Source organism: Micromonospora sp. NPDC085948, from assembly GCF_040686315.1.
In the GTDB taxonomy this organism is placed as follows: Bacteria; Actinomycetota; Actinomycetes; order Mycobacteriales; family Micromonosporaceae; genus Micromonospora.
Map to the genome: position 1 here is coordinate 120999 of NZ_JBFBJW010000004.1, position 21176 is coordinate 142174.

25 protein-coding genes are annotated in these 21176 nt (G+C 71.6%); 19 read left to right on the forward strand and 6 right to left on the reverse strand.

Going from position 1 to position 21176, the window contains the following annotated elements; genetic code table 11:
* The first annotated feature begins 136 nt into the window (after window positions 1-136).
* The 7 genes from AB0O48_RS13020 (at window position 137) to AB0O48_RS13050 (ending at window position 6521) form a co-directional block, all read left to right on the forward strand.
* Window positions 137-1255, forward strand: coding sequence for an LCP family protein (locus AB0O48_RS13020; protein WP_357242774.1), 1119 nt, complete (start codon window positions 137-139; stop codon window positions 1253-1255).
* A gap of 183 nt (window positions 1256-1438) precedes the next feature.
* A complete protein-coding gene (locus AB0O48_RS13025; RefSeq protein WP_357571568.1) occupies window positions 1439-2401 on the forward strand; it encodes an LCP family protein in 963 nt (320 codons plus the stop codon).
* 58 nt (window positions 2402-2459) lie between these two features.
* Entirely contained in the window at window positions 2460-2795 is a 336-nt protein-coding gene (locus AB0O48_RS13030; protein WP_357242780.1) for a rhodanese-like domain-containing protein, read from the forward strand.
* Window positions 2796-2805: 10 nt separating this feature from the next.
* Entirely contained in the window at window positions 2806-3594 is a 789-nt protein-coding gene (locus AB0O48_RS13035) for a glycerophosphodiester phosphodiesterase family protein (RefSeq protein ID WP_365065353.1), read from the forward strand.
* A 45-nt stretch (window positions 3595-3639) separates the two neighbouring features.
* Window positions 3640-5094 carry a PAS domain-containing sensor histidine kinase gene (locus AB0O48_RS13040; RefSeq protein ID WP_357571569.1) on the forward strand — a complete coding sequence of 485 codons (1455 nt, stop codon included), beginning with the start codon at window positions 3640-3642 and terminating at the stop codon, window positions 5092-5094.
* Between the two features lie 63 nt (window positions 5095-5157).
* Complete coding sequence (locus AB0O48_RS13045) at window positions 5158-5574, forward strand: ATP-binding protein (RefSeq protein ID WP_357571739.1); 417 nt, start codon at window positions 5158-5160, stop codon at window positions 5572-5574.
* 59 nt (window positions 5575-5633) lie between these two features.
* On the forward strand, window positions 5634-6521 hold the full coding sequence (locus AB0O48_RS13050; protein ID WP_357242789.1) for a DUF5926 family protein: 888 nt from the start codon (window positions 5634-5636) through the stop codon (window positions 6519-6521).
* 40 nt (window positions 6522-6561) lie between these two features.
* On the opposite strand, the gene AB0O48_RS13055 is transcribed toward AB0O48_RS13050, so the two are convergent.
* Window positions 6562-7767, reverse strand: coding sequence for an arginine deiminase (locus tag AB0O48_RS13055; RefSeq protein WP_357242792.1), 1206 nt, complete (start codon window positions 7765-7767; stop codon window positions 6562-6564).
* Window positions 7768-7930: 163 nt separating this feature from the next.
* Here AB0O48_RS13055 and AB0O48_RS13060 point away from each other — a divergent pair, with 163 nt between their 5' ends.
* The 5 genes from AB0O48_RS13060 to pheA all read left to right on the forward strand — a co-directional run bounded on the left by AB0O48_RS13060 (window position 7931) and on the right by pheA (window position 11430).
* Window positions 7931-8668 carry a hypothetical protein gene (locus AB0O48_RS13060; RefSeq protein WP_365065359.1) on the forward strand — a complete coding sequence of 246 codons (738 nt, stop codon included), beginning with the start codon at window positions 7931-7933 and terminating at the stop codon, window positions 8666-8668.
* 168 nt (window positions 8669-8836) lie between these two features.
* The gene (locus AB0O48_RS13065) at window positions 8837-9295 is read left to right on the forward strand and encodes a hypothetical protein (RefSeq protein WP_357242797.1); all 459 of its coding nucleotides are present in this window, start codon (window positions 8837-8839) and stop codon (window positions 9293-9295) included.
* A 66-nt stretch (window positions 9296-9361) separates the two neighbouring features.
* Window positions 9362-9751 carry an ACT domain-containing protein gene (locus tag AB0O48_RS13070; RefSeq protein WP_357242800.1) on the forward strand — a complete coding sequence of 130 codons (390 nt, stop codon included), beginning with the start codon at window positions 9362-9364 and terminating at the stop codon, window positions 9749-9751.
* A gap of 220 nt (window positions 9752-9971) precedes the next feature.
* The gene (locus tag AB0O48_RS13075; RefSeq protein ID WP_357244042.1) at window positions 9972-10463 is read left to right on the forward strand and encodes a hypothetical protein; all 492 of its coding nucleotides are present in this window, start codon (window positions 9972-9974) and stop codon (window positions 10461-10463) included.
* A 10-nt stretch (window positions 10464-10473) separates the two neighbouring features.
* Window positions 10474-11430 (forward strand): prephenate dehydratase, encoded by a 957-nt coding sequence (gene pheA / locus AB0O48_RS13080; RefSeq protein ID WP_357242803.1) that lies wholly within the window; start codon window positions 10474-10476, stop codon window positions 11428-11430.
* Between the two features lie 62 nt (window positions 11431-11492).
* Here pheA and AB0O48_RS13085 read toward each other — a convergent pair whose 3' ends face one another.
* From AB0O48_RS13085 to AB0O48_RS13095, 3 genes are all read right to left on the reverse strand, one after another.
* Complete coding sequence (locus AB0O48_RS13085) at window positions 11493-12215, reverse strand: AIM24 family protein (protein ID WP_357377219.1); 723 nt, start codon at window positions 12213-12215, stop codon at window positions 11493-11495.
* A gap of 104 nt (window positions 12216-12319) precedes the next feature.
* Window positions 12320-12667, reverse strand: a complete 348-nt coding sequence (locus AB0O48_RS13090) for a metallopeptidase family protein (protein WP_357244045.1) — start codon at window positions 12665-12667, stop codon at window positions 12320-12322.
* Window positions 12668-12834: 167 nt separating this feature from the next.
* Window positions 12835-13266, reverse strand: a complete 432-nt coding sequence (locus tag AB0O48_RS13095) for an OsmC family protein (RefSeq protein ID WP_110564777.1) — start codon at window positions 13264-13266, stop codon at window positions 12835-12837.
* Between the two features lie 130 nt (window positions 13267-13396).
* On the opposite strand from AB0O48_RS13095, the gene AB0O48_RS13100 reads away from it, so the two are divergent.
* From AB0O48_RS13100 to AB0O48_RS13110, 3 genes are all read left to right on the forward strand, one after another.
* Complete coding sequence (locus AB0O48_RS13100) at window positions 13397-14137, forward strand: hypothetical protein (protein WP_357242810.1); 741 nt, start codon at window positions 13397-13399, stop codon at window positions 14135-14137.
* A gap of 165 nt (window positions 14138-14302) precedes the next feature.
* On the forward strand, window positions 14303-15124 hold the full coding sequence (locus tag AB0O48_RS13105) for an HAD family hydrolase (RefSeq protein ID WP_357242813.1): 822 nt from the start codon (window positions 14303-14305) through the stop codon (window positions 15122-15124).
* On the forward strand, window positions 15124-15936 hold the full coding sequence (locus AB0O48_RS13110; protein ID WP_210787440.1) for an HAD family hydrolase: 813 nt from the start codon (window positions 15124-15126) through the stop codon (window positions 15934-15936). Before AB0O48_RS13105 ends, AB0O48_RS13110 begins: the two co-directional genes overlap by 1 nt.
* A gap of 5 nt (window positions 15937-15941) precedes the next feature.
* Here the strand turns inward: AB0O48_RS13110 and AB0O48_RS13115 are convergent, their stop codons facing one another.
* Entirely contained in the window at window positions 15942-16544 is a 603-nt protein-coding gene (locus tag AB0O48_RS13115) for a bacterial proteasome activator family protein (protein WP_357242817.1), read from the reverse strand.
* Between the two features lie 83 nt (window positions 16545-16627).
* Here AB0O48_RS13115 and AB0O48_RS13120 point away from each other — a divergent pair, with 83 nt between their 5' ends.
* Window positions 16628-17425: an alpha/beta hydrolase gene (locus tag AB0O48_RS13120; RefSeq protein ID WP_365065368.1), complete on the forward strand. Its 798-nt coding sequence runs from the start codon at window positions 16628-16630 to the stop codon at window positions 17423-17425.
* 79 nt (window positions 17426-17504) lie between these two features.
* On the forward strand, window positions 17505-18692 hold the full coding sequence (locus AB0O48_RS13125; RefSeq protein WP_357242823.1) for an ABC transporter substrate-binding protein: 1188 nt from the start codon (window positions 17505-17507) through the stop codon (window positions 18690-18692).
* A 67-nt stretch (window positions 18693-18759) separates the two neighbouring features.
* Here AB0O48_RS13125 and ddaH read toward each other — a convergent pair whose 3' ends face one another.
* Window positions 18760-19593, reverse strand: coding sequence for a dimethylargininase (gene ddaH, locus AB0O48_RS13130; protein WP_357242826.1), 834 nt, complete (start codon window positions 19591-19593; stop codon window positions 18760-18762).
* A gap of 59 nt (window positions 19594-19652) precedes the next feature.
* On the opposite strand from ddaH, the gene AB0O48_RS13135 reads away from it, so the two are divergent.
* Window positions 19653-20117: an Lrp/AsnC family transcriptional regulator gene (locus tag AB0O48_RS13135; protein WP_357065971.1), complete on the forward strand. Its 465-nt coding sequence runs from the start codon at window positions 19653-19655 to the stop codon at window positions 20115-20117.
* 25 nt (window positions 20118-20142) lie between these two features.
* Window positions 20143-21144, forward strand: coding sequence for a zinc-binding dehydrogenase (locus AB0O48_RS13140; RefSeq protein WP_365065373.1), 1002 nt, complete (start codon window positions 20143-20145; stop codon window positions 21142-21144).
* The last annotated feature ends 32 nt before the right edge of the window (window positions 21145-21176 follow it).

Genomic DNA, 21176 nt, shown 5'->3' on the forward strand with positions numbered 1-21176 from the left:
TCAGGCCAGTCGCCGCCCTCCTACCCCCGGGTCCGCCGCCCCCAGCGGCCGTGTCTCTGCGGCCATACCGGCGCAGACACTCCCCTCACGTGGTGGGCCGGGCGGTCGCCCGCCCGGCGGCGGCGACGGTGGCCGGGTGGGTGGCGGAGGGTCGGCGAGGAAGCGGACCAAGCGCAAGGACCCGCTGTGGGCCCGGTTGACCGTGGTGTTCGGGGCGGTGCTGATGCTCAGCAGCGGCGTGGGCATCGTCGGCGGCAAGGTGCTGATCGGCCAGGCCACCGGCGACATCGCGCAACGCAACCTGCTCGGTGACGCGAGCAAGTCCGACGCCGAGGGCGGGGCCAGCCTGGACGGCCCGATCGACATGCTGCTGCTCGGTGTGGACGCCCGGGAGCGCTGGGCCGCCGACAACGTCCGCTCGGACAGCATCATCATCCTGCACATCCCGGCCACGCACGACCAGGCGTACCTGATCTCCATCCCGCGGGACACCGAGGCGCAGATTCCGGCGTTCCCGAAGAGTCGTTACGCCGGCGGCACCGAGAAGATCAATGCCGCGTTCGAGGCCGGCGCCCGCAACGGCGGCGGCTGGGAGGGCGGTGCCCAGTTGATGGCCCAGACGATCAAGGGTCTCACCGGCATCAGCTTCGACGGTGCGGCGATCATCAACTTCGGCGGCTTCAAGAACGTCATCGACACCCTCGGCACCGTGCGGATCTGCGTGAGTCACGAGGTCAAGTCGAAGCACATGTCGATCGTCGACGGCAAGCCGATGTGGAACGCCGACGCCAAGAAGACCGGTAAGCCCCGCACCGCCGTGGTGCACAAGAAGGGCTGCCAGCAGATGGAGGGCTGGGCGGCGCTGGACTACTCCCGGCAGCGCTACGGGTTGCCCGGTGGCGACTACGACCGGCAGCAGAACCAGCAGCAACTGATCAAGGCGATGGCGAAGAAGGCCACCGATGGCGGGATGTTGACCAACCCGACCAAGCTCCAGCAGCTGATCAAGGCGGCCGGCAAGGCGTTCGTGCTGGACACCGGTGGCGCGTCGATCGAGAACTTCATCTTCACCATGCGTGGGGTGACCGCCAACGAGCTGACCATGCTCAAGACCAACAACGGCACCTACAACGGCTCGGGCAACGGCACCGAGGCGTTGAACGACGTGACGAAGGAGATGTTCCGGGCGGTCAAGCAGGACAAGCTCGCCGAGTTCGTCTTCAACCACCCCGAGGTGATCTCCACCCGCAAGTGAGGGGCGCTGGCCCGAAGTCCCGGAAAGCCGGCGACCACCCGGTCACCGCCCGTAGCCTGACGTGAGCAGGTTTCACGTATCGGCTGCGGGGAGGCGGTCACGTCCAGGTGGGGACGGAACGTGGCGGGCCGGGCCGGAGCGGCCCCGCCCAGCCGAGCACGCCGCGCCCGCGGGTCGCGGATCATGCTGGGCATCGGCCTGGCCCTCGTCCTGCTGGCCGGGCTCGCCGTGGTCGGGCTCAAGACACTCACCGACCGGTACGACCGCACGGTGACCAAGGAACAGTTGCTCGACCCCGACGCCCGCACCGACCGCACCGACCTGGACGGGCCGCTCAACTATCTCCTGGTCGGCTCCGACCGCCGCCCCGGCGGCAGCGGACCGGACCAACGCTCCGACACCATCCTCATCGTGCACGTGCCGGCCGGCCAGCGGGAGGCGTACCTGGTCTCCGTCCCGCGTGACCTGCTGGTCGCCATCCCGCCCGCGAACGGCTTCGGTGGTGGTCAAGACAAGATCAATGCGGCGTACGAGCACGGCGGTGGCGGGCAGGCCGGCGCCCAACTGCTCTCCGCCACCCTCAACCGGCTCACCGGAATCCGGTTCGACGGTGCCGCGCTCATCGACTTCTCCGGCTTCCGGAAGGTCATCGACCTCCTCGGCGGGGTGCAGATGTGCGTGGACACCGAGGTCCGGTCCATCCACACCAACCGTGTCTTCCCCGTGGGCTGCCAACAGATGGACGGAGCGCAGGCCCTGGACTACGTCCGGCAGCGCTACGACCTGCCCGGGGGCGACTACGACCGGCAGCACCACCAGCAGCAGCTGCTCCGCGCGATGCTGGACAGCGCCGGCAGGGCCGATCTGCGGAGCAACCCGGTCAAGTTGGACCAGGTGCTCCGGGCGGTGGGCGGCTCGTTGACCGTCGACACGAACGGCGTACCCCTGGCGGACCTGCTCCTCGCGCTCCGCGCGCTGCCGCCCGACGGGATGCGCGGCGTCCAGGTGCCGTCGTCCCCACAAACCATCGACGAGGTCTCGTACGTGGTGCTGGACAACGGGGGCAACGGGCTGTTCGAGGCGGTTCGAGGCCGCCAGATGCCGTCCTGGGCACAGGCCAACCCGCGCTGGGTGACCCGGTTGTGACGGTGCCGACGGCCAGGTCGGTGCGGAACCGGTCGACGAGGATCTAGTGTTGCTTCCTGTGTTCGGACCCCAGGTTCCCACCGTGCCCGTGACCGAGATCGCCGACGACACCTACCTGCTGGACGTGCGGGAGGCCGACGAATGGGCGGCCGGCCATGCGCCCACCGCCCACCACCTGCCGATGATGGAACTGCCGGCCCGACTGGCCGAGGTGCCCACCGACCGGGAGGTGGCAGTCATCTGCCGCTCCGGGGGGCGTTCCGCCCAGGTCGTCGCCTACCTGGCCAACAACGGCTGGGAGCAGGTGCGCAACGCCGACGGCGGAATGCGCCAGTGGGCTGCCGTCGGCCGCCCGGTGGTCGACGCGAACGGGCAGCCCGGCCAGGTCATCTGAGGCGGCCGCGATGGGTGGTCCACTTGTCTTCGCGCACCGCGGCGCCTCGTACGACCTGCCCGAGCACACCCTCGCCGCGTACCTGCGGGCTCTCGACGAGGGTGCCGACGGCCTGGAGTGCGACGTCCGGCTGACCCGGGACGGGCACCTGGTCTGCGTGCACGACCGACGGCTCGACCGCACCAGCAACGGTCGCGGTCTGGTCAGCGCGCGTACCCTCGCCGAACTGGAGGCGCTGGACTTCGGCTCGTGGCATCCGGGCAGCGCGCCGGACGGGGACGTACCGTCGGACGACTCGCACACCCGGCTGCTGACCCTGACCCGGCTGCTGGACGCGGTGCTCGCCGCCGGGCGGCCGGTCCGGTTGCTGGTGGAGACGAAGCACCCGTCCCGCTACGGCTCGAACGTGGAACGGCGACTGATCACCCTGCTGCGCCGGTACGGACTGGCCGACCCGGCACCGGACGACCCGGTGCAGGTCACCGTCATGTCGTTCTCCCCGCTGGCGGTCCGCCGGGTGCACGAACTCGCTCCGAAGCTGCCCACCGTGCTGCTGCTCGAGGTGTTGCCCCGCTGGCCGCGGTTGGGTCGGCTGCCGTTCGGCACCCGGATCGCGGGGCCGGGCATCGGCCTGGTCCGGGCCCGCCCGCAGCTGCTGCCGGCACTGCGCACGGCCGGCAACCAGGTGTACGTCTGGACGGTCAACGAGCCGACCGACCTCGAGTTGGTGCTGGCGGCCGGCGCGGACGGGATCATCACCGATCGGCCGGCGTACGCCCTCGCCCGGCTGAACCGCTGACCTGGCAGAGGTGCCAAATCCCGGTCGGCGGGGCAGACTCGGCACATGCCGGAGCGTATCGATTTCCCCGCTCTCCTCACCGGTCACACAGTCATCATCGAGATGATCAACTCCGGGGAGGCGGGCCTTCCGGTCCTCACCCAACTGCTCCGGGTGGCCCAGCCGGCCCTCGGTGCGACCGGGATGGCCTTCGTCGAGTTCGGTCCGACAGGTGGTCGGGTGATCGCCGCGACCGGCGCGGCGGCCTGGGCGCTCGGCCGTCCGCTGGCGGTCGACGACCCGGACACGGTCTGCCTGCTCAACGGGCCACGGATACGCAACGTGCTGGTGGACCACCTCAACGGCAAGTTGGCCGGGGAACTGGCCGGCAGTGACCTGCGCTGGATGGTGGTCTCGCGGGCCGAGATCGGCGGCCACACCGTCGGCAGCCTGCACGCGCTCTACCTCGGCGACGACGAGCCGGACGCCGAGCGGCAGGGGGTGGTCGCCTACCTCGCGTCCTGCGTCGCCCACATGTACGGCGACCAGAGCGGCCTGCCGGTGCACGGTGACGGGCCGGTGGTGGCGGCCCTCGCCGACGGGCTGGCCGTGGTCGACCGAGACGGGCACGTCCGACTCTGGAACCCGGCCGCCGCCCAGGTCACCGGGCGTCCGGTCGAGCAGGCGCTGAGCCGTCCACTGCCGTTTCCGCTGCCGCCCTCCGGTCAGGTCCGGGACCACCGGATGCCGGACGGCCGCTGGCTGCGGATCACCTCCGGCGAGTTGCCCGGTCCCGGCGCGCTGCGGGTGGTCACCTTCCGCGACATCACCGACCAGCAGCGCCGCGACCATGACCGGGAGCTGTTCGTCGCGGTGACCAGCCACGAACTCCGTACGCCGGTCACCGTGATCAAGGGGTACGCGGACACCCTCACCGACCACTGGGACTCGCTGACCGAGGTCGACCGGCGGCAGGCGGCCCGGGTGATCGGGCAACGCGCCAACGAGCTGGCCCGGTTGGTCGACCGTCTCCTCAGCTCGGCGGCCGAGGCCGGGCCGGGTGACGATCCGCCCACCCCGTTCGACCTCGGCGAAGCACTGCGCTCCGCCGTCCTCGACCTGCCGACGGACCTGCGTCGCCGGTTGGTGCTCCGCCTCCCGGCCGACCTGCCCAAGGCGCTCGGCCACCGACCCAGCCTGGCCACCGTGCTGACCGAGCTGACGACCAACGCCGGCAAGTACTCCCCACCGGAGTCGCCGATCGAGATCGCCGCCGCGGTGGACGGTCAACTGGTGGCGTTCCGGGTCAGTGACCGGGGCATCGGCATCCGACCGGAGCATGTGGAACGGGCGTTCGACAGGTTCTGGCAGGGCGAGTCCGGCGACCGGCGCGGCTACCCGGGGGCCGGGCTCGGCCTCTATCTCGTCCGCCGGATCGTTGAACAACAGAATGGATGGGTATCCCTACGTCCGAGGACCGACGGCGGTACGGTCGCAGAGGTGCGGCTACCGCGCGGTTGACCCAGGTGGCGCGACGTGGAGGCGACGGTGGCAGCGGCAGCGGCGAGGGATCAGGCGTGGTGCGTGGTGGTTCCCCACCACCCGGCCGGGGCACGGCTGGCCCGGCACCGGCTGGCCGGTGAGCTGGCGGGCGTCGTACCCCCGATGCTCCTCGCGGACCTGATCGCGGTGCTCGCGGAACTGGTGGGCAACGCGGTGCGGCACGCCAGGCCACTGCCCGGCGGAGTGGTCCGCGTGGCCTGGCGGATGCGGCCCTCGACCCAGGGTCCACTGATCCAGCTCGGAGTCACCGACGGCGGCGCGAGCACCGCGCCACGGATCCGGACGGCCAGCGCGGACGCGGCGGACGGCCGGGGGCTGCACATCGTGGCCGGTCTGGCCACCCGCTGGGGTGTCGAGCAGGACGGCATGGGCCAGCGCGTCTGGGCGGAGTTCGCGCCGGCGCCGGCACCCCGATCCGACCTGGTGCCGGCGGGCTGAGCCGGGCTCGGGCGGGTCCGGCCCACGGTGGGCCGGCCGGGGCTCTAGGCTGTGACGCCGTGAGCAAGCGTCGAAAGAGCCAGCGCACCACCACCGACACCGCCCCCCGCCGCGACAAGGTACGCGACGTCTTCGTGCCGCGTCCGTTCGACGGTCTGGTCGACGAGGCCGAATGGATCGCGCTGCGCGAGTTGGTGCCCGCCGCCTCCGCGCCGCTGCGGCTGGCACCCGCCCTGGTCGAGGAGTTCGGCGACCGGTCGGCGACGCTCGCCACGGTGCTGCCGATGGCCGCTCCGGCGATCACCAAGCCGGACGGTCGGGTGCTCATCGGCCTCCAACGCCACCAGCAGTCTGGTGACGTCTCCCGGGACCTGGCCGAGGCACTGCTCTGCGCGCTGCGGACCGAACCGGGCGGCCAGGTGGCCGTGCCGCCGCTGCCCGGCCCCGGACCCCGTCTGCAGGACATCCTCGTGGACGGGCCACTGGACATCACCATGCACGAGGGCTTCGAGTTCTGGCTCGACCCCGGCGCCGCCGACGACCCGACCGTCCAGGCGTCACTGGAACGGGCGAACGCGGCCATCTACCCGACGGTGCGGCTGACCGCGGCGAAGGCCGCGTACTGGTGTCAGGTCCCGGAGAAGGCACACGTGCGTTGGGTGCTGCCGGACGACGAGGATGCCGCCCTGGACGCTCTGGCCCGCCTCGGTGCGGCCGGCTCGTTGACGCTCGGCGAGCAGACCAAGTTCGCCGGCATGTTCCGCGCGCACGGTCGGCTGGTGCCGGTCTGGGACCTGCCGGAGGCCACTCCGGCGGCCGACTGGGAGGAGCCGGTGGCGCAGTTCGCCAAGCGGTACGCCGAGGCGCTGACCGCCACCGACCCGCTCGACGCCGCCGGCCGGCGCTCCCGCCAGGGTCTGCTCGGCCGGCAGCTCACCCTGCGCTGAGCCGCGTTGGGGCGCCTTCTCCCGGAGACGGCGCCCGAACTCACAACGGGTCGCGGGTGATCGGGCAGGACATGCAGCGCGGCCCGCCCCGGCCGGAGCCCAACTCGGAGCCGGCGATCGGGATCACCTCGATGCCGGCGCGCTCCAACTGGGCGTTGGTCTCGGTGTTGCGCTCGTAACCGACGCAGAGCCGGGGCGCCAACGCGAGGGTGTTGTTGCCGTCGTCCCACTGTTCGCGTTCCGCGGTCACCGGGTCCAGCCCGGTGTCGATGACCCGCAGCAGGTCGAGGTCCATCGCGTCGGCGGCCGCCCGCAGGAAGGGCGCGGGACCGTCCACCCGCGGGTCCTCGCCGTCCGCGCCGGCGATCACGGTGTACGCGGACAGTGTGCTCGCGATGTTGGGATACATCAGTACGGCGTCCACGTCGACCATCGTGCAGACCGTGTCGAGGTGCATGGTGGCGCGCTTCTGGGCGATCGGCACCACCAGCATGGTGTGCGCCAGGCCGGCGGCGAAGACCTGCCGGCCGAGTCGTTCGGCACCGGCCGGTGTGGTCCGCTCACCCACCCCGACCGCCAGGACCCCGGGCGCGAGCAGCAGCACGTCCCCGCCCTCCAGGTGCTCCAGGTTCGGGCGGTAGACGAACTCGGTGCCGGCGAAACGTGGGTGGTGGCGGTAGATGGCGTCGGTCAGGGTGGTCTCGCGGCTGCGGGCCGGCATGGCCAGGCTGGTGACACCGACCCGGTCGCCGATCCACAGCGACGAGTCGCGGGTGAACAACAGGTTGGGCAACGGGTCGATGACGAAGTCGTGCCGGTCCATCAGTGTGTAGACCAGCCCGCCCGGCCGCTCCGAGCTGATCCGCAGTTCCTCGTGGGCCAGCCCGGCGGTGAGCACGTCGGCCAGGGCGGCCGGGTCGAGGTAGGCGAGGTGGTCGGCGACGCGGGCCCGCAGGGTGTCGCCGAGCCGCCGGGAGCGCAGCACCTGCTCGGTGAGCTCGGCCCGGGCGTCCGCGACGGCAAGCGTCTCGGTCAGCAGGGTGGCCAGGTAGAGCACCTCGACTCCACGGTCGCGCAGGGCGGCGGCGAACGCGTCGTGCTCCTCCTGGGCTCGTCCGACCCAGGGGATCGCGTCGAACAGGAGCGAGTCGTTGTTGCGTGGGGTGAGCCGGGCCAGTTCGGGGCCGGGCCGGTGCAGCAGTACAGTGCCGAGCCGGCCGACTTCACTGTCGACGTAGTGGGTCACTCCCGCAGCGTAGGGCAGGGTTTGGCGGCATCCGAGAAAAGAACTGTGGATGAATATGGCATTCATCCGTAGTCACTCCGGCGCTCCGGCTTGCCGAACACCGGTAGTGGCAACGTAGGGTAGTGAGGACATAACTTCGAGGGACCTTTTGCCGGAGGTCGCGATGACTGTCTTTCCCGCACGACGAGCCGTACCGTCCGCTCGGGCACTGCCGCCCGTCGCGGTGCCACACCCCCGCGTCGAGTCGCCCGGGGTTCTCGAACCGGTCCGTCCGACACCGCTCGAATGGGCGCGCCGCCGTCGTGCCGAGCGGGGTGCGCGCCGCCTGGAGGCGGCCGGAGCGCGGGCACTGGGTCAACTCGACCACCTCGGGCCTGCCTGGCACGTCATCGAGTGGCCGCGCACCGACGTCAACGACGTCCTCGACCGCGGTCAGGACGAGCGCGCCGGCTTCCTCGCCATCGGGCCGAGCGGGCTGTTCGCCGTGACCATCGCCGACCACGGCCGGGCCAGGGTGCTCGTCGCCGGGGACGTCGTGCAGATCAACGGCAAGCGTCCGCCGTACGTGGCGGAGTCCCGGCGGGACGCCAAGCGGGCCAGTAAGGCCCTCTCCGACGCGGTGGGGCTACCCGTCCCGGTCACGCCGGTGCTGACCTTCGTCGGCTCCGGCGTGATCAGTGTCTACGGCCTTCCGAAGGACTGTCTGATGGCCACCCACCGAGAGCTGGACCGGCTCCTCGTGGCCGGTGGCAGCCGGATCAGCCCGGCCACCGCCGAAAAGCTTTCCCGGGTCGCACAGCACCCCGGCACCTGGCTGAACGGCACGTACCGTCCACCAGCCGACTACCGGTGGTACGACGAGGGCCGAACGGCCGCTGACAAGCCGGCCCGCCGCCGGTAACGTCACCGACGACGCCACGCGGCTCCGGCCCCCCTTCGACCTCACCGGTTTCCGCGCCGTCACCGACCGCCCCGGTTCACGCTGCGCGGCTCGGTGACCCGGTGCGCTCGGTGATTCCGTCGGCGACCCGCTAGCGTGGACAGTCGATCGGTGCACATAGGAGGCGCGGTGGCCCACGTCGAACTTTCGCTCTCAGAAGCGTTCGTGCCGGCGGCGCGGGCCTTGACAGAGCCGGAGTCCGGCAACGTCGGCCAGTGGTCCTCGACGGTCTCCCGGGCCGACGAGCCGTGCCTGCTGATCGACGCCAACACCCTGGTGGTGGCGATCTCCACCGCCGGCTGCGAGCTGCTCTGCCTGGGCGAGCCGGGGGGCCTGATCGGGCGACCGCTGCTCGACGGCGGGCTACGCCTTCTCGACTTCACCGCCAACCGGGGCGAGCTGACCGAGGCCGAGATCGACAAGATCCCACCCCTGCTGGCGCTCTCCTCCGGTCGACTCGCCCGCGGATTGCTCCGGGTGCAGGCCGCCTCGGCGAACAGCTCCGACGCGACGGTCGACGCGATCTCCACCCCGGTGCTCACCGACGGTGCCGTGGCCGGCTCGCTCACCTTCTTCTCCGAGGTCTGACCAGCGACAAAGCCGCACACGGCGTTGCTGGCTCAGCCGCGCGCGAGGAGGCCGTAAGGTGCCCTCATGCTCGATATCGCCGTGCTGCCAGGGGAATACGCTGTGTGCCGGCTGACCGCCGGCACCGCCCTGCCGTACGCGTTGTCGAGCGGGCTGAGCGGCACCGACGTGGTGACGGTGAGCTGGACCTCCGACGGGATCTCGGTGATCTGCCCAGCAGATCGGGTGCCGGCGCAAGCCGTGGTGGAAACCGTCTGGCGCTGCCTGCGGGTCACCGCCCCGGTGCAGTTGGCAAGCACCGGCAGCCTGGCCGCGCTCGTCGACCCGCTCGCCGAGGCACGGGTCAGCGTGCTCACCTTCTCCACCTTCGACACCGACTATCTGCTGGTGCCGACCGTCCGGCTGACCGAGGGCACGGCCGCCCTCCAGCGCGCCGGGCACCGCGTCACCGGCTGACCTTCACCCGATCAGTCGCTGACCCTACGATGAGGCTCGGCCACCCCGGCCGCGACGAATTCTCCGATGTCCCGAGGATCGGCCCGTGCCGTTCGCCCCGCCCCGCCCCTCGTCTCCCCCACCACGGGCGACGCCCCACCTCCCACCGGCGCCTCGCGACCGGGCGTCCGTTCACGCCCCCGCGCGGCCCACGGTCCAGGTCCGACCGGTCGCGCTCGCGGTGCTCGCCGTCGCGGTGCTCGCCGGCTGTGGCGCCCCACCCGAGTTGTCCGAACCGACGGCCGCGCCCACCCGCACCGCAGCCCCGACGGCATCCGGCCCGAGCACCCCACCCACCACCCCGCCGGCCAGCGCGCCGCCACCCGGCACGGTCACGCCCACTCCGGACGCCGGTCTGGTCGCGACGGCCTGCCGGAACGGCCCGACCGGTCAGCGGGTGGTGCAACTGCTGCGGGGCCGGGCCGGAGTGCTCCCGGCCAACGTCCGGGTCCAGGTCCGTACCGGGCCGCTCTGCGCCGGCGAGTGGCAGTACACCGTCCTGGAGGTGACCGGGCACGAGGAACTCCAGGTGGTCACCCGCGGCCAGGCCACCGCGCCGACCCTCGTCACCGCCGGCACCGACGTCTGCACCATCGAGGTACGCGCCACCGGCCCGGCCGGAATCCGAGCGCTCGCCTGCGACGCCGGTCCAGCCGTGCGGCCGAGTGCGTAGGCTGACCGACATGCCGGGAACACCGCCGACACGCTTCGTCTACCTCGGGCCGGAGGGCACCTTCGCCGAGCAGGCCCTGCGCACACTTCCCGCCGCCGAGCGCGGCACCCGTACTCCTGCCCGCAGCGTCGGGGAGGCGCTGGACAGCGTCCGGACCGGCGACGCCGACGCGGCGCTGGTGCCGCTGGAAAACTCGATCGGCGGCGCGGTGGGCGTCACCCTGGACGAGATGGCCGAGGGCGAGCCGTTGGTGATCACCCGAGAGGTGATCCTGCCGGTGGAGTTCGTGCTCGGTGCGCGGCCCGACACTCCGCTGACCTCGATCCGCACCGTGGCGGCCCATCCGCAGGCCTCCACCCAGTGCCGGGGCTGGCTGCGCGATCATCTGCCGGACGCCGTGGTGGTCGACGTGCTCTCCAACGGTGCCGCCGCGGCGGGCGCCGGTGCCGGCGAGTACGACGCGGCCATCTGCGCGCCGATCGGGGCGGCCCGGCACCGGCTCGCGACACTCGCCGACAAGATCGCCGATCACCCGGACGCGGTGACCCGGTTCGCGCTGGTGTCCCGTCCCGGGCCACCCCCCCCGTCGACCGGCGACGACCTCACCTCGCTCGCGGTCTACATCGCCCACGACCGGGTCGGCGCGCTGCTGTCCGTGCTGATGGAGTTGGCCGTCCGGGGCATCAACCTGACCCGGATCGAGTCCCGCCCCACCGGGGAGGCGCTGGGCCGGTACGTCTTCTTCCTGGACTGCACCGGGCACGTGGCCGACGTACGACTGGGCGAGGCGTTGCAGGGGCTGCGCCGGGTCTGCGCGGACGTGCGCTTCCTGGGCTCGTACCCCCGGCACCGGTGGGCCGAGGCAGCGGGCGATCGGCCGGTGCCCGCGCCGGCGGGCCTCACCGACTTCGACTACGTCGACGCGGCGGCCTGGCTGGCCCGACTGCGCACGGGCGAGCTGACCTGACCGGCGCGGGCGTCCTCCACCTGGGGGGCCGCCCGCACCGAAGTGGTCAGCTCAGCAGGTGGTCAGCTCAGCAGACCGCCGAGCAGACCGCCCTCCTGCTGCTGCTGGCCGCTGCCCATGATCGGCGGCTCCTCGGACGGCTGCACCACCACGAAGCCCTGGCCGGCGAAGCTCATCGTGAACGACTCGCCGGTGCGTCGGCCCAGCAGCGTGCCGAGGCCCAACTGCTCGGCACGGTGGTAGCCGGTCTGGAGGTTCGCCGACCAGCAGACCGCTGCCTGCGGGTCGACGTACGTGGGGGCGTCCACGTTGAGCACGACCGGGGTGCCCTTGGTGGTGATGGCGATCCGTCCGTGGCCGCTGAACACACAGTTGAACAGCCCGGACGACGAGGCCATCCCGGCGCCGCCGACCATCCTGATGTCGTACTGGAGGGTCGAGTCGAAGGCGAGCACGCTGGAGCCGTTGATGGAGAGGGCGTCGCCCGGCTCCAGGTCGATGATGTGCACGTCCTTGGCGAGTTCGGCGAGGAAGACGTCACCGTGGCCGGAGACCTTCATCAGAGGGACGCCCTCGCCGGTGAGCTTCTGCTTGAGGAACTTGCCGAGCCCGCCCGAGCCCAGCGCCTGGAACTGCACATTGCCCTGGTAGGCGACCATCGACCCGACCCGGGCCATCGCCTCGCCGTTGAGTTCGATCTTCAACATCTTGGAGTTCTGCAGCCGCATGCCGGGCTGCGCGGACTCCTTCTCCAGGTTCTCGGCGGAGAACAGCTCACTGCGCATGAAAGGGTGCCTCCTGACAGGGTTGCGTTCGCTGCACCGAAGGTAGGCGACCAGGGCAACCACGGGCCATCGGCCAAGCGGCGACCGCGCCGCCGCCGGTGGGCTCAGCCCCAGCCGAGCGCGTGCAGCCGTTCGTCATCGATGCCGAAGTGGTGGGCGATCTCGTGCACGACGGTCACCGCGACCTCGTCGACGACGTCGTCGTCGTTGTCGCAGATCCGCAGGATCGGGCGCCGGTAGATGAAGATCCGGTCCGGCAACACCCCCGAGTAGTCCCAGCCGCGGCTGGTGAGGGCGTGGCCCTCGTAGAGGCCGAGCAGGTCCGCCTCGCCCTGCGGCGGGTCGTCCTCGACGAGGATGACCACGTTGCTCATCAGGCCGAGCAGTTCCTCGGGCACCTCGTCGAGGGCGTCGCCAACCAGCTCCTCGAAGCGCTCACGGGTCATCTCCACCGGCACGCCACCCATTCTGCCCGATGCCGGACCCGGCGGGTCCCTCGTGACGTGCCGTTGGCCGGCTCCGCAGGCTCACGGAGAGAGCAGACCGCCCAGGGATGGGCGGATGCTCTGTCCGTGAACGAGCGGTCGTGGGTCGACCGGGCTGTTTGTGGGTCGACCGCTCAGGAGGCCAGGCGCGCGCTGAGGGTGATCTCGGCACCCGGCGAGAGCAGGCGGGAGATCGGGCAGTTGGCCTTGGCGGCCTCGGCGAGCTTCTGGAACTCCGCGTCGTCGATGCCCGGGACCTGGCCGACGGTCTCCAGGTCGATCCGGGTAACGGTCATGCCGGCGTCGGTCTTGTCCAGGTGGACCTTGGCGGTGGTCTCGACCGACGTGGCCGTCGAGCCGGCGTCGGCGAGCGCCTTCGAGAACGCCATCGAGAAGCAGCCGGCGTGCGCGGCGGCGATCAGCTCCTCGGGGTTGGTGCCCTCGCCCTCCTCGAAGCGCGACTTGAAGGAGTAGTTGCCGGACAGGCCGCCCTTACCGGTGCGGACGGTGCCGGCACCCTCGGTGAGATTGCCCTGCCATTGTGCTGAAGCGGTACGGATAGGCATGAGGAGAACGCTAGCGGAAAGGTGACCGCCGAGCGACCGACCGGCACGGACGCCTACCGTGCGATCCCGGTCACCACGGGCTGGCTGTGTCATGATGCGACCAGGTCCGTGACCGGCGGAAGGATGGCCGATGCCCGACGAGCTTCCGATCCCGCGGCAGGGCGACCGGTCCGACGGGCCGGCCGTGATCGAGTGGGGTGCCGTCGACCCGGCTCCACGACGCCGCTTCGGCCTGTCCCTGGGCGGCCTCGCGCAGGACCCTCGCCTGCCTCTGCTGCTCGCCGGTCTGGGCGCGGTGGCCGGGGTCGCCTCGCTTGTGGGCGAATGGCTGGTGATGAGCCTCCCGAACAGCGGACCGGACGGTGAGAGCACGATCGAGGTGCCGGTCGGCGTTTCCGAGGTCGGCGGCTTCGGCGTCGGCTACCTGGTCGGGCTCCTCGGTCTCCTCTGCACCGTGGCGCTGGCCCTGCGGGGCACGGCGGCCGTGCGGCCGAACGCCCGGCTCGCCGGCCTCACCCTCGCCGGTGCCCTGCTGGCGCTGCTGGTCGCCGCCGCGACCACCCTCGACAACCCCGCTCAGCGCAGTTTCTTCTACTCGCCGCAGGATGGATTCCGAGCCGAGTACGGCCGCGGTGTGGTGATGGCGATCGCCGCGTGCGTGCTGTTCGCGGTTGCCCTGCGGCTGTCGCCCGCCGCATCCCCTGGCGCGTTCGCCGGGCCACCGGACGAGGACCGGCCCGCCGACGCGCCAGCATCGCGACCCTGGCGCCGCCGCCGCAACCCCGACCCGGTCGAGTACGGCCCACCCGCCCCAGCCGACCTGACCGTCACCCCCGCCGCCCCCTTCGCCCATCCCGACGCCCAGCCCTGACCCCAGCCCTCAACGGGGGGCGGGGGGCGGTTGTTCGCGTTCGATTCGCCTGGAAGCCAGAGATGCGGCCCGTTCCGCGAGGTACGGTTGCTGCCCGCCACGACGCCAGGGTCTCCTCACCAGAAGGGGACGGCAGGCGCGACGGCGGTGGGCGAAGGAGGAACGATGACCCGCCCGGGACTGCCCAAGCTGATCGCGACCGACCTCGACGGGACACTGGTCCGCAGCGATGACACCGTCTCCGCGTACACCCATGGGGTGCTCGACCGGGTGCGGGCCGCCGGAATTCCGGTGGTCGGCGCGACCGGCCGCGGCCCTCGGCTGACCGAGCTGACCCGCAACGACATCCGGGCCGCCGACTTCCTGGTGATGGCCGGCGGCGGCCGGGTGGTCGACCAGAGCGACCCGGCCGGCCCCGTGGTGCTCCGCGACGAGCGGCTGCCCGCCGAGGTGCTGGCCCGGCTGCTCGCCGACCTGGAGGCCGAGGTCGGCCCGCTGACGGTGATGGTCGAGGCGTCCGACGAGCACGACGCCCCGCTGTGGGGCGACTATCACGAGAGCTGGCCCTACCAGGACCGGTTCGAGGCCCGCACTCGCGACGAGTGCCTCGCCTGCGACGTGATCAAGGCGTTCGCCCGCACCGCCGACCACCACGTGGACGAACTGCTGGCGGTGGCCCGGCGGATCATCCCGCCGCAGGTGGCCACGCTCACCCAGGCCGGGCTCGGCTTCATCGAGATCTGCCCGCCGGGCGTGGACAAGGCGACCGGGCTGACGGTGGTGGCACAGAGTCTCGGGGTGGACCCGGCCGACGTCCTGGTCTTCGGCGACATGCCCAACGACCTGCCGATGTTCGAGTGGGCCGGTTGGTCCCGGGTGGCGGTGGCCAACGCGCACCCCGCCCTGCGCGCCGCCGCCGACGAGGTGACCCTGCGCAATGACGACGACGGGGTGGCGGTGTATCTGGACCGGCTACTGTCCCGGTAATGGGAGACACACCCCGCCTCATCGCCACCGACATCGACGGCACGCTGATCCGCGACGACCACACCGTCAGCCCACGCACCGCCGACCTGCTCGCGCGGATCTCCGCGCGAGGCACGCCTGTCGTCCTGGTCACCGGCCGTCCGGTCCGCTGGCTCAAGATGGTGTACGACCAGCTCGCCCGACCGCTGCCGGCGGTCTGCGCCAACGGCGCGGTCGTCTACGACCCGTTCGAGGACGAGGTGGTGCGGGCTGACCCGCTCGCCCCGCACCACCTGGCGGAGGTGGCCCGCAGGCTACGGGCCGAGGTGCCCGGGATCAGCTTCGCCGTGGAGATCCTGGACAGCCGGGAGATGCGGCACGAGGCGCACTACCCGCTGCGCTGGGACGCCGACGCCAACGGCATCCGGCCGATCGAGACGCCGGAGGAGTTGCTCTCGGTCCCAGCGGTGAAGCTCCTCGCCCGAGCCGGCGAGCAGGACCCGGATGCCTTCGCCGAGCTGATCGCCACGGCGGTGGCGGGGTTGGCCGAGGCCACCCACTCGTCGTCCTCCGGGCTGGTGGAGATCTCGGCGGCCGGGGTGACCAAGGCGGCAGGGCTGGCCTGGTACTGCGACCAGCTCGGGGTGGCCGCGGCGGACGTGCTGGCCTTCGGCGACATGCCCAACGACGTGCCGATGCTGACCTGGGCCGGGCGTGGTGTGGCGGTGGCCAACGCGCACCGCGCCGTCCTGGCGGTCGCCGACGACGTGACGACGGCGAACACCGAGGACGGCGTGGCGGCGTACCTGGAGAAGATCTTCGGGGTGGACTGAGCCGGTCAGAGGTACTGGCCGGTGTTGTGGCCCTCGCCGCCGCCCGGTTGGCCGATGCCCGACATCCCGGGGACGATTCCGCCGGGACCACTGGGCAGCGCCTGCCGGCCGCCGCGCATCTGCTCCAGTTGCACCCGGGCGGCCATCTGCTGGGCCACCAGGGCCGCCTGGATGCCGTGGAACAAGCCCTCCAGCCAACCGACGAGCTGGGCGTGCGCGATCCGCAACTCGCCCTCGCTGGGGGCCTTGTCCTCGGTGAAGGGCAGCGAGATGCGCTCCAACTCGTCGCGCAGCTCGGGGGCGAGGCCCTCCTTGAGCTCGACGATCGACCGCTCGTGGATCTCCCGCATCCGGTTGCGGCTCGCGTCGTCGAGAGGTGCGGCTTTCACCTCCTCCAGCAACTGCTTGATCATGCTGCCGATCCGCATCACCTTGGCCGGCTGTTCGACCAGGCGGGTCGGGTCCTCACCCGGGCCCTCGTCGGTCTGCATCGTCCCGATCGGCCGGCCGTCCGGACCGACCACCACAACAGTGCCGGAGTGGCCGGAGTCGTCGGTGCCCGGCTCGTCGTCGTGTCCCGCTGAGCGCGCTTCGGTCATGGGGTCCATCTTTACCCAGCGGACGGGACCCATGGCATCCGGGACCGACTACCGGGCCCGAACCACCCGCGCGAGCGCGCTACCGTCGCGCCATGCCTGCCGACCCGCGCGCCGTGTTGACCCGGCCCGCACCGGAGCCCGACCGGACGGTGGCGTACGGCGACCACCCGGACCAGGTGGCCGACCTGCGGTTCCCGGCGCGAGCTGTCCCGGCGGGGCCGCTTGTCGTCGTCCTGCACGGCGGTTTCTGGCGGGACGAGTACGACCGGCGGCACACCGACCCGCTGGCTGCCGCACTCGCCGCGGCTGGCTTCCCGGTGGCACAGCTGGAGTACCGGCGGACGGGGCAGCCGGGAGGTGGTTGGCCGGGCACATTCACCGACGTGCTGACCGGGGTGGCCGAGCTGCCCGTACTGGCCGCCGAGGCGTTGCCCCGCCGGGTCAGCGGGGACGCGCCGATTCTGGTCGGGCACTCCGCCGGCGGCCACCTGGCGCTGTACGTCGCGGCCACCGCCCCGGCGATGGTGGGTGGGGTGCTCGCCCTGGCGCCGGTGGCCGACCTGGTCGAGGCGTACCGGCGGGACCTGGACGCGGGCGCGGTGGCCGCGTTGCTCGGCGGCGGCCCGGCCGAGGTTCCGGACCGGTACGCGGTGACGGATCCACGATTGTTGGTACCCACCCGAACACGCACGGTAGTTCTGCACGGCTCCGAGGATCAGCAGGTCCCGGTGGAGATGAGCCGGGGATTTGTGGCGGCAGCAACCGCCGCAGGATCCGATATCTCCCTTCTGGAACTGCTCGGATGCGAGCATTTCGGGCTGATCGACCCGGAGTCCGCCGCGTGGCCTCAGGTCCTTGATTCGTTGCGGTCCCTGCACGTTGATCACTAGCCATTGACGCAGCGTCGCGGACCAGGTAGAACGCCGGAGGGCGGAGTTCAGCCCTGCAACGCTCCTTGGAAGGAACTCGGTGTCACAGATGAATCGCAGGCGCGCGCTCCAACTGTTGGCCGCGCTCGGTACCACCGGGTTCGTCGCGGGGTGTGGCTCCGACACAGACGCCCAGCCGACCGTGAACCGCGGCCCGATCAAGATCGGGCTGATCACGCCCCAGGCCGGCGGCCTCAAGAGCATCGGCGATGACATCACCAACGGCTTCCAGCTCTTCCTCGACCTGCACGACAAGCGGCTGGGCGGCCACCCGGTGGAGCTGCTGACCGCCGACGAGGGCGACACCGCGAAGACCGGCAAGGCCGCCGTCGACGGGCTGCTCAAGCAGGGCGTGCTGGCGCTCACCGGCGTGGTCAACTCGGCGGTGATGGTCGGCATCCGCGACACCGTCGAGCAGGCCAAGGTCCCGCTGATCGGCTCCAACGCCTCGCCGAGCAGCCTGCAGAGCGTCTTCTACATCTGGCGGACGTCGTACGTGCTGGACGAGGCCGGCAAGGCGCTGGGCCGCTACCTGCGTGACCAACTGCCGACCAACGGCCGCGTCGCGATCATCATGCCGGAGAACGTCGGCAGCCCGGACGTGGTGCGTGGCTTCCGGCAGGAGTTCGGCCTCACCGACCCGCGCATCAGCGACCCGGTCACCTACACCAGCGCCAACCCCAACCCCGGCAAGACCACCTACACCGCCGACATCACCAGGGCGCTGACCAAGGAGCCCTCGGCGGTCTTCTGCAACTTCGCCGGCGCGGCCGCCGTGGAGTTCATCAAGCAGTTGCGGGAGAAGTTCCGCGGGCCGGTCTACGCGCCCGGCTTCCTCACCGAGGGCAACGTGCTGGAAAGCCTCAAGGACAACGCGCTGGGCATCCAGACCGCGCTGAACTACTCGGCCGACCTGAACAACACGTCGAACCGGGTCTTCGCCTCGGCGTACCGCAAGAAGTACCAGGTCACCCCCACCACGTACGCGATGGCGTCGTACGACGCGGCGCAGGTGCTCGACCAGGCGATCCAGTTGACCGGCGGCTCACCCAACCCGCAGCAGGTCAACCTGGCGCTCGGCCGGATCGGCCAGATCGACAGCCCGCGCGGCATCTGGCAGTTCAACCAGCCGCGTACCCCCCAGCAGAAGTGGTACCTGCGGGAGGTGCAGCGCGACGGCCAGGTCATGTCGAACGTGCTGATCAACGAGCTGGCGACGCTCGGCTGAACGCCCACCCGCGGCACGACTCGGGGCCGGTCTCCCACTGGGAGACCGGCCCCGGAGCATTCACCGATCAGTGCCGCAGCTCGGCGATGCAGCACTTCACACTGCCGCCGCCCTTCTTCAGCTCGGCCAGCTCGACGGGGACCGGGGTGTAACCGGCCGCCTTCAGCTTGCCGGCCAACCGGGTCGCCTCGCTGTTGAGCACCACGTTCGCGCCGTCGCTGACCAGGTTCAGCCCGAAGGCCAGAGCGTCCTCGTCGTCGGCGATCACCGCCTCCGGGAACAGTTGGGTGAGCACCCGCTGGCTGGCCGCCGAGAACGCGCCGGGGAAGTAGACGACGTTCGAGTCGTCGATGGCCGCCAGCGCCACGTCCAGGTGGTAGAAGCGGGGGTCGACCAGGCGCAGCGACACCACCGGGCGGCCCAGCGCCTCCTGCGCCTCGGCGTGCGCCGGCAGTTCGGTGCGGAAGCCGTGCCCGGCGAGGATCAGGCCGCCGTGCGCCTCCGGCACGTACGCGAAGTCACCCTCGCCCTCGTTGGTCTCGCTCGGCGCGACGAACCGCCAGCCCTGCGACTCGTAGAAGGCGTGGTGGATCGCGGCCTCGGCGGCCCGCTGCTCGTGCTTGAACCGGGCGCCGTAGACGCCGCCGTCCACCACGAAGGCGCCGTTGGCGGCGTAGACCAGGTCCGGGAGTCCCTGCTCGGGCGTCAGCAGGTGCACCTCGTGACCGAGGCTGACAAGCGTCTCGCGCAGCCGGTCCCACTGTTTGACGGCCAGGTCCCGGTCGACCGGGGTGGTCACGTCCATCCACGGGTTGATCGCGTACTCGACCGCGAAGTGCGCGGGCGGGCACATGAGATATGTCCGCTTTCGCGGGACTCGCTGCTGGTTCACGGTCACCAACAGTAGGTACCGTGGAACTTTGGTAACAGCCACAACCGTTGCTTCTCAGAGGCGGAACGTTGCAGATAGACGCGGTAGACCAGCGGATCATTGCGTTACTCGTCGCGGACGCCCGGGCGTCGTACGCCGACATCGGCACCCGCGTTTCACTCTCCGCCCCGGCCGTCAAGCGTCGCGTCGACCGACTGCGGGCCACCGGGGTGATCAGGGGATTCACGGCCGTCGTTGACCCGGCCGCCGTCGGCTGGACCACTGAGGCGTTCGTCGAGCTGTTCTGCGCCGGCCGGACCACCCCGGCGCAGATCGGCGTGGCCGCCCGGCGGCACCCGGAGGTGGTCGGCGCGTACACCGTCTCCGGGGAGGCGGACGCGCTCGTGCACCTGCGCGCCGCCGACATCGCCCACCTGGAGGCGGCGCTGGAACGGTTGCGCGCCGAGTCCTTCGTGACCTCGACCCGCAGCACGATCGTGCTGTCCCGGCTGGCCGAGTCCCCCGGTGTCGGCCCGTCCCCCCGTACCGCTTGACCTCAACCCCGGTTGAGGAGATGGAGTGGTCGGAAGCGTGGGCGTGCCGCCCACCGCAGCCGAGGGGGATGGAATGCGGGCGGTCTGGTTACGTGAGTTCGGTGGACCCGAGGTGCTGGTGCCCGGCCCCGCGACCGACCCGACGCCCGGCCCCGGCCAGGTGCTGATCGACGTCGCGTACGCGAACATCACGTTCGTCGAGACGCAGCAGCGTTCCGGCCGCCCCGGGCCGTTTGCGGTCACCCCACCCCTGATTCCCGGCAACGGCGTGGGCGGGGTGATCGCCGCCGTCGGCCCGGACGTCGACCCGGCACTGATCGGGCGGCCGGTGGTCAGCGCCACCGGCGGCTCCGGCGGATACGCCGAACGCGCGGCGGTGGACGCCGCCGCGCCGATCGAGGTGCCCGACGGGTTGGCCGTGGACGAGGCGGTGGCACTGCTGGCCGACGGGCGTACCGCCAGCATGCTGATCGAGGCCGTCGGTGTCCGCCCCGGCGACCGGGTGCTGGTGGAAGCCGCCGCAGGTGGCGTCGGCAGCCTGTTGGTGCAGCTCGCCGCCCGGGCCGGCGCCCTGGTGATCGGCGTCGCCGGTGGGCCGCGCAAGGTGGGCCTGCTGCCCGGCCTCGGCGCCGACCATGCCGTCGACTACCTCCAACTCGACTGGGCCGACCACATCCGGGCCACGACCGGCGGTGTCGACGTGGTGCTCGACGGGGTCGGCGGGGCGGTGGCCCGAGCGGCCTTCGACCTGCTGGACCCCGGCGGTCGCATGATCAGCTACGGCTTGGCGAGCGGGGAGTGGTCCTCGGTGTCGCCGGACGCCGCCACGGCACGGCAGGTCACCCTGGTCCGGCCGAACACGCCACCCGAGCGGCTGCGGGCGTATACCCGGCAGGCCCTGGCGGACGCCGCGGCCGGCCGCCTACGACCGCTGATCGGCCAGCGGTTCCCACTGGAACGCGCCGCCGACGCGCACGCCGCCATCGAGGCGCGCGCGACGGTCGGCAAGACCCTGCTGGAACTCTAGGGCCTGTTTCATGAGGGCGGCCGGCCAGTTCT

Coding starts and splice junctions, on each gene's coding strand:
- AB0O48_RS13035 (WP_365065353.1), top strand. CDS start 2,806: ATGGGTGGTCCACTTGTCTTCGCGCACCGCGGCGCCTCGTACGACCTG.
- AB0O48_RS13105 (WP_357242813.1), top strand. CDS start 14,303: ATGACCCGCCCGGGACTGCCCAAGCTGATCGCGACCGACCTCGACGGG.
- AB0O48_RS13040 (WP_357571569.1), top strand. CDS start 3,640: ATGCCGGAGCGTATCGATTTCCCCGCTCTCCTCACCGGTCACACAGTC.
- AB0O48_RS13085 (WP_357377219.1), bottom strand. CDS start 12,215: ATGCGCAGTGAGCTGTTCTCCGCCGAGAACCTGGAGAAGGAGTCCGCG.
- AB0O48_RS13120 (WP_365065368.1), top strand. CDS start 16,628: ATGCCTGCCGACCCGCGCGCCGTGTTGACCCGGCCCGCACCGGAGCCC.
- AB0O48_RS13110 (WP_210787440.1), top strand. CDS start 15,124: ATGGGAGACACACCCCGCCTCATCGCCACCGACATCGACGGCACGCTG.
- AB0O48_RS13100 (WP_357242810.1), top strand. CDS start 13,397: ATGCCCGACGAGCTTCCGATCCCGCGGCAGGGCGACCGGTCCGACGGG.
- pheA (WP_357242803.1), top strand. CDS start 10,474: ATGCCGGGAACACCGCCGACACGCTTCGTCTACCTCGGGCCGGAGGGC.
- AB0O48_RS13025 (WP_357571568.1), top strand. CDS start 1,439: ATGCTGGGCATCGGCCTGGCCCTCGTCCTGCTGGCCGGGCTCGCCGTG.
- AB0O48_RS13060 (WP_365065359.1), top strand. CDS start 7,931: ATGACTGTCTTTCCCGCACGACGAGCCGTACCGTCCGCTCGGGCACTG.
- AB0O48_RS13070 (WP_357242800.1), top strand. CDS start 9,362: ATGCTCGATATCGCCGTGCTGCCAGGGGAATACGCTGTGTGCCGGCTG.
- AB0O48_RS13095 (WP_110564777.1), bottom strand. CDS start 13,266: ATGCCTATCCGTACCGCTTCAGCACAATGGCAGGGCAATCTCACCGAG.
- AB0O48_RS13115 (WP_357242817.1), bottom strand. CDS start 16,544: ATGGACCCCATGACCGAAGCGCGCTCAGCGGGACACGACGACGAGCCG.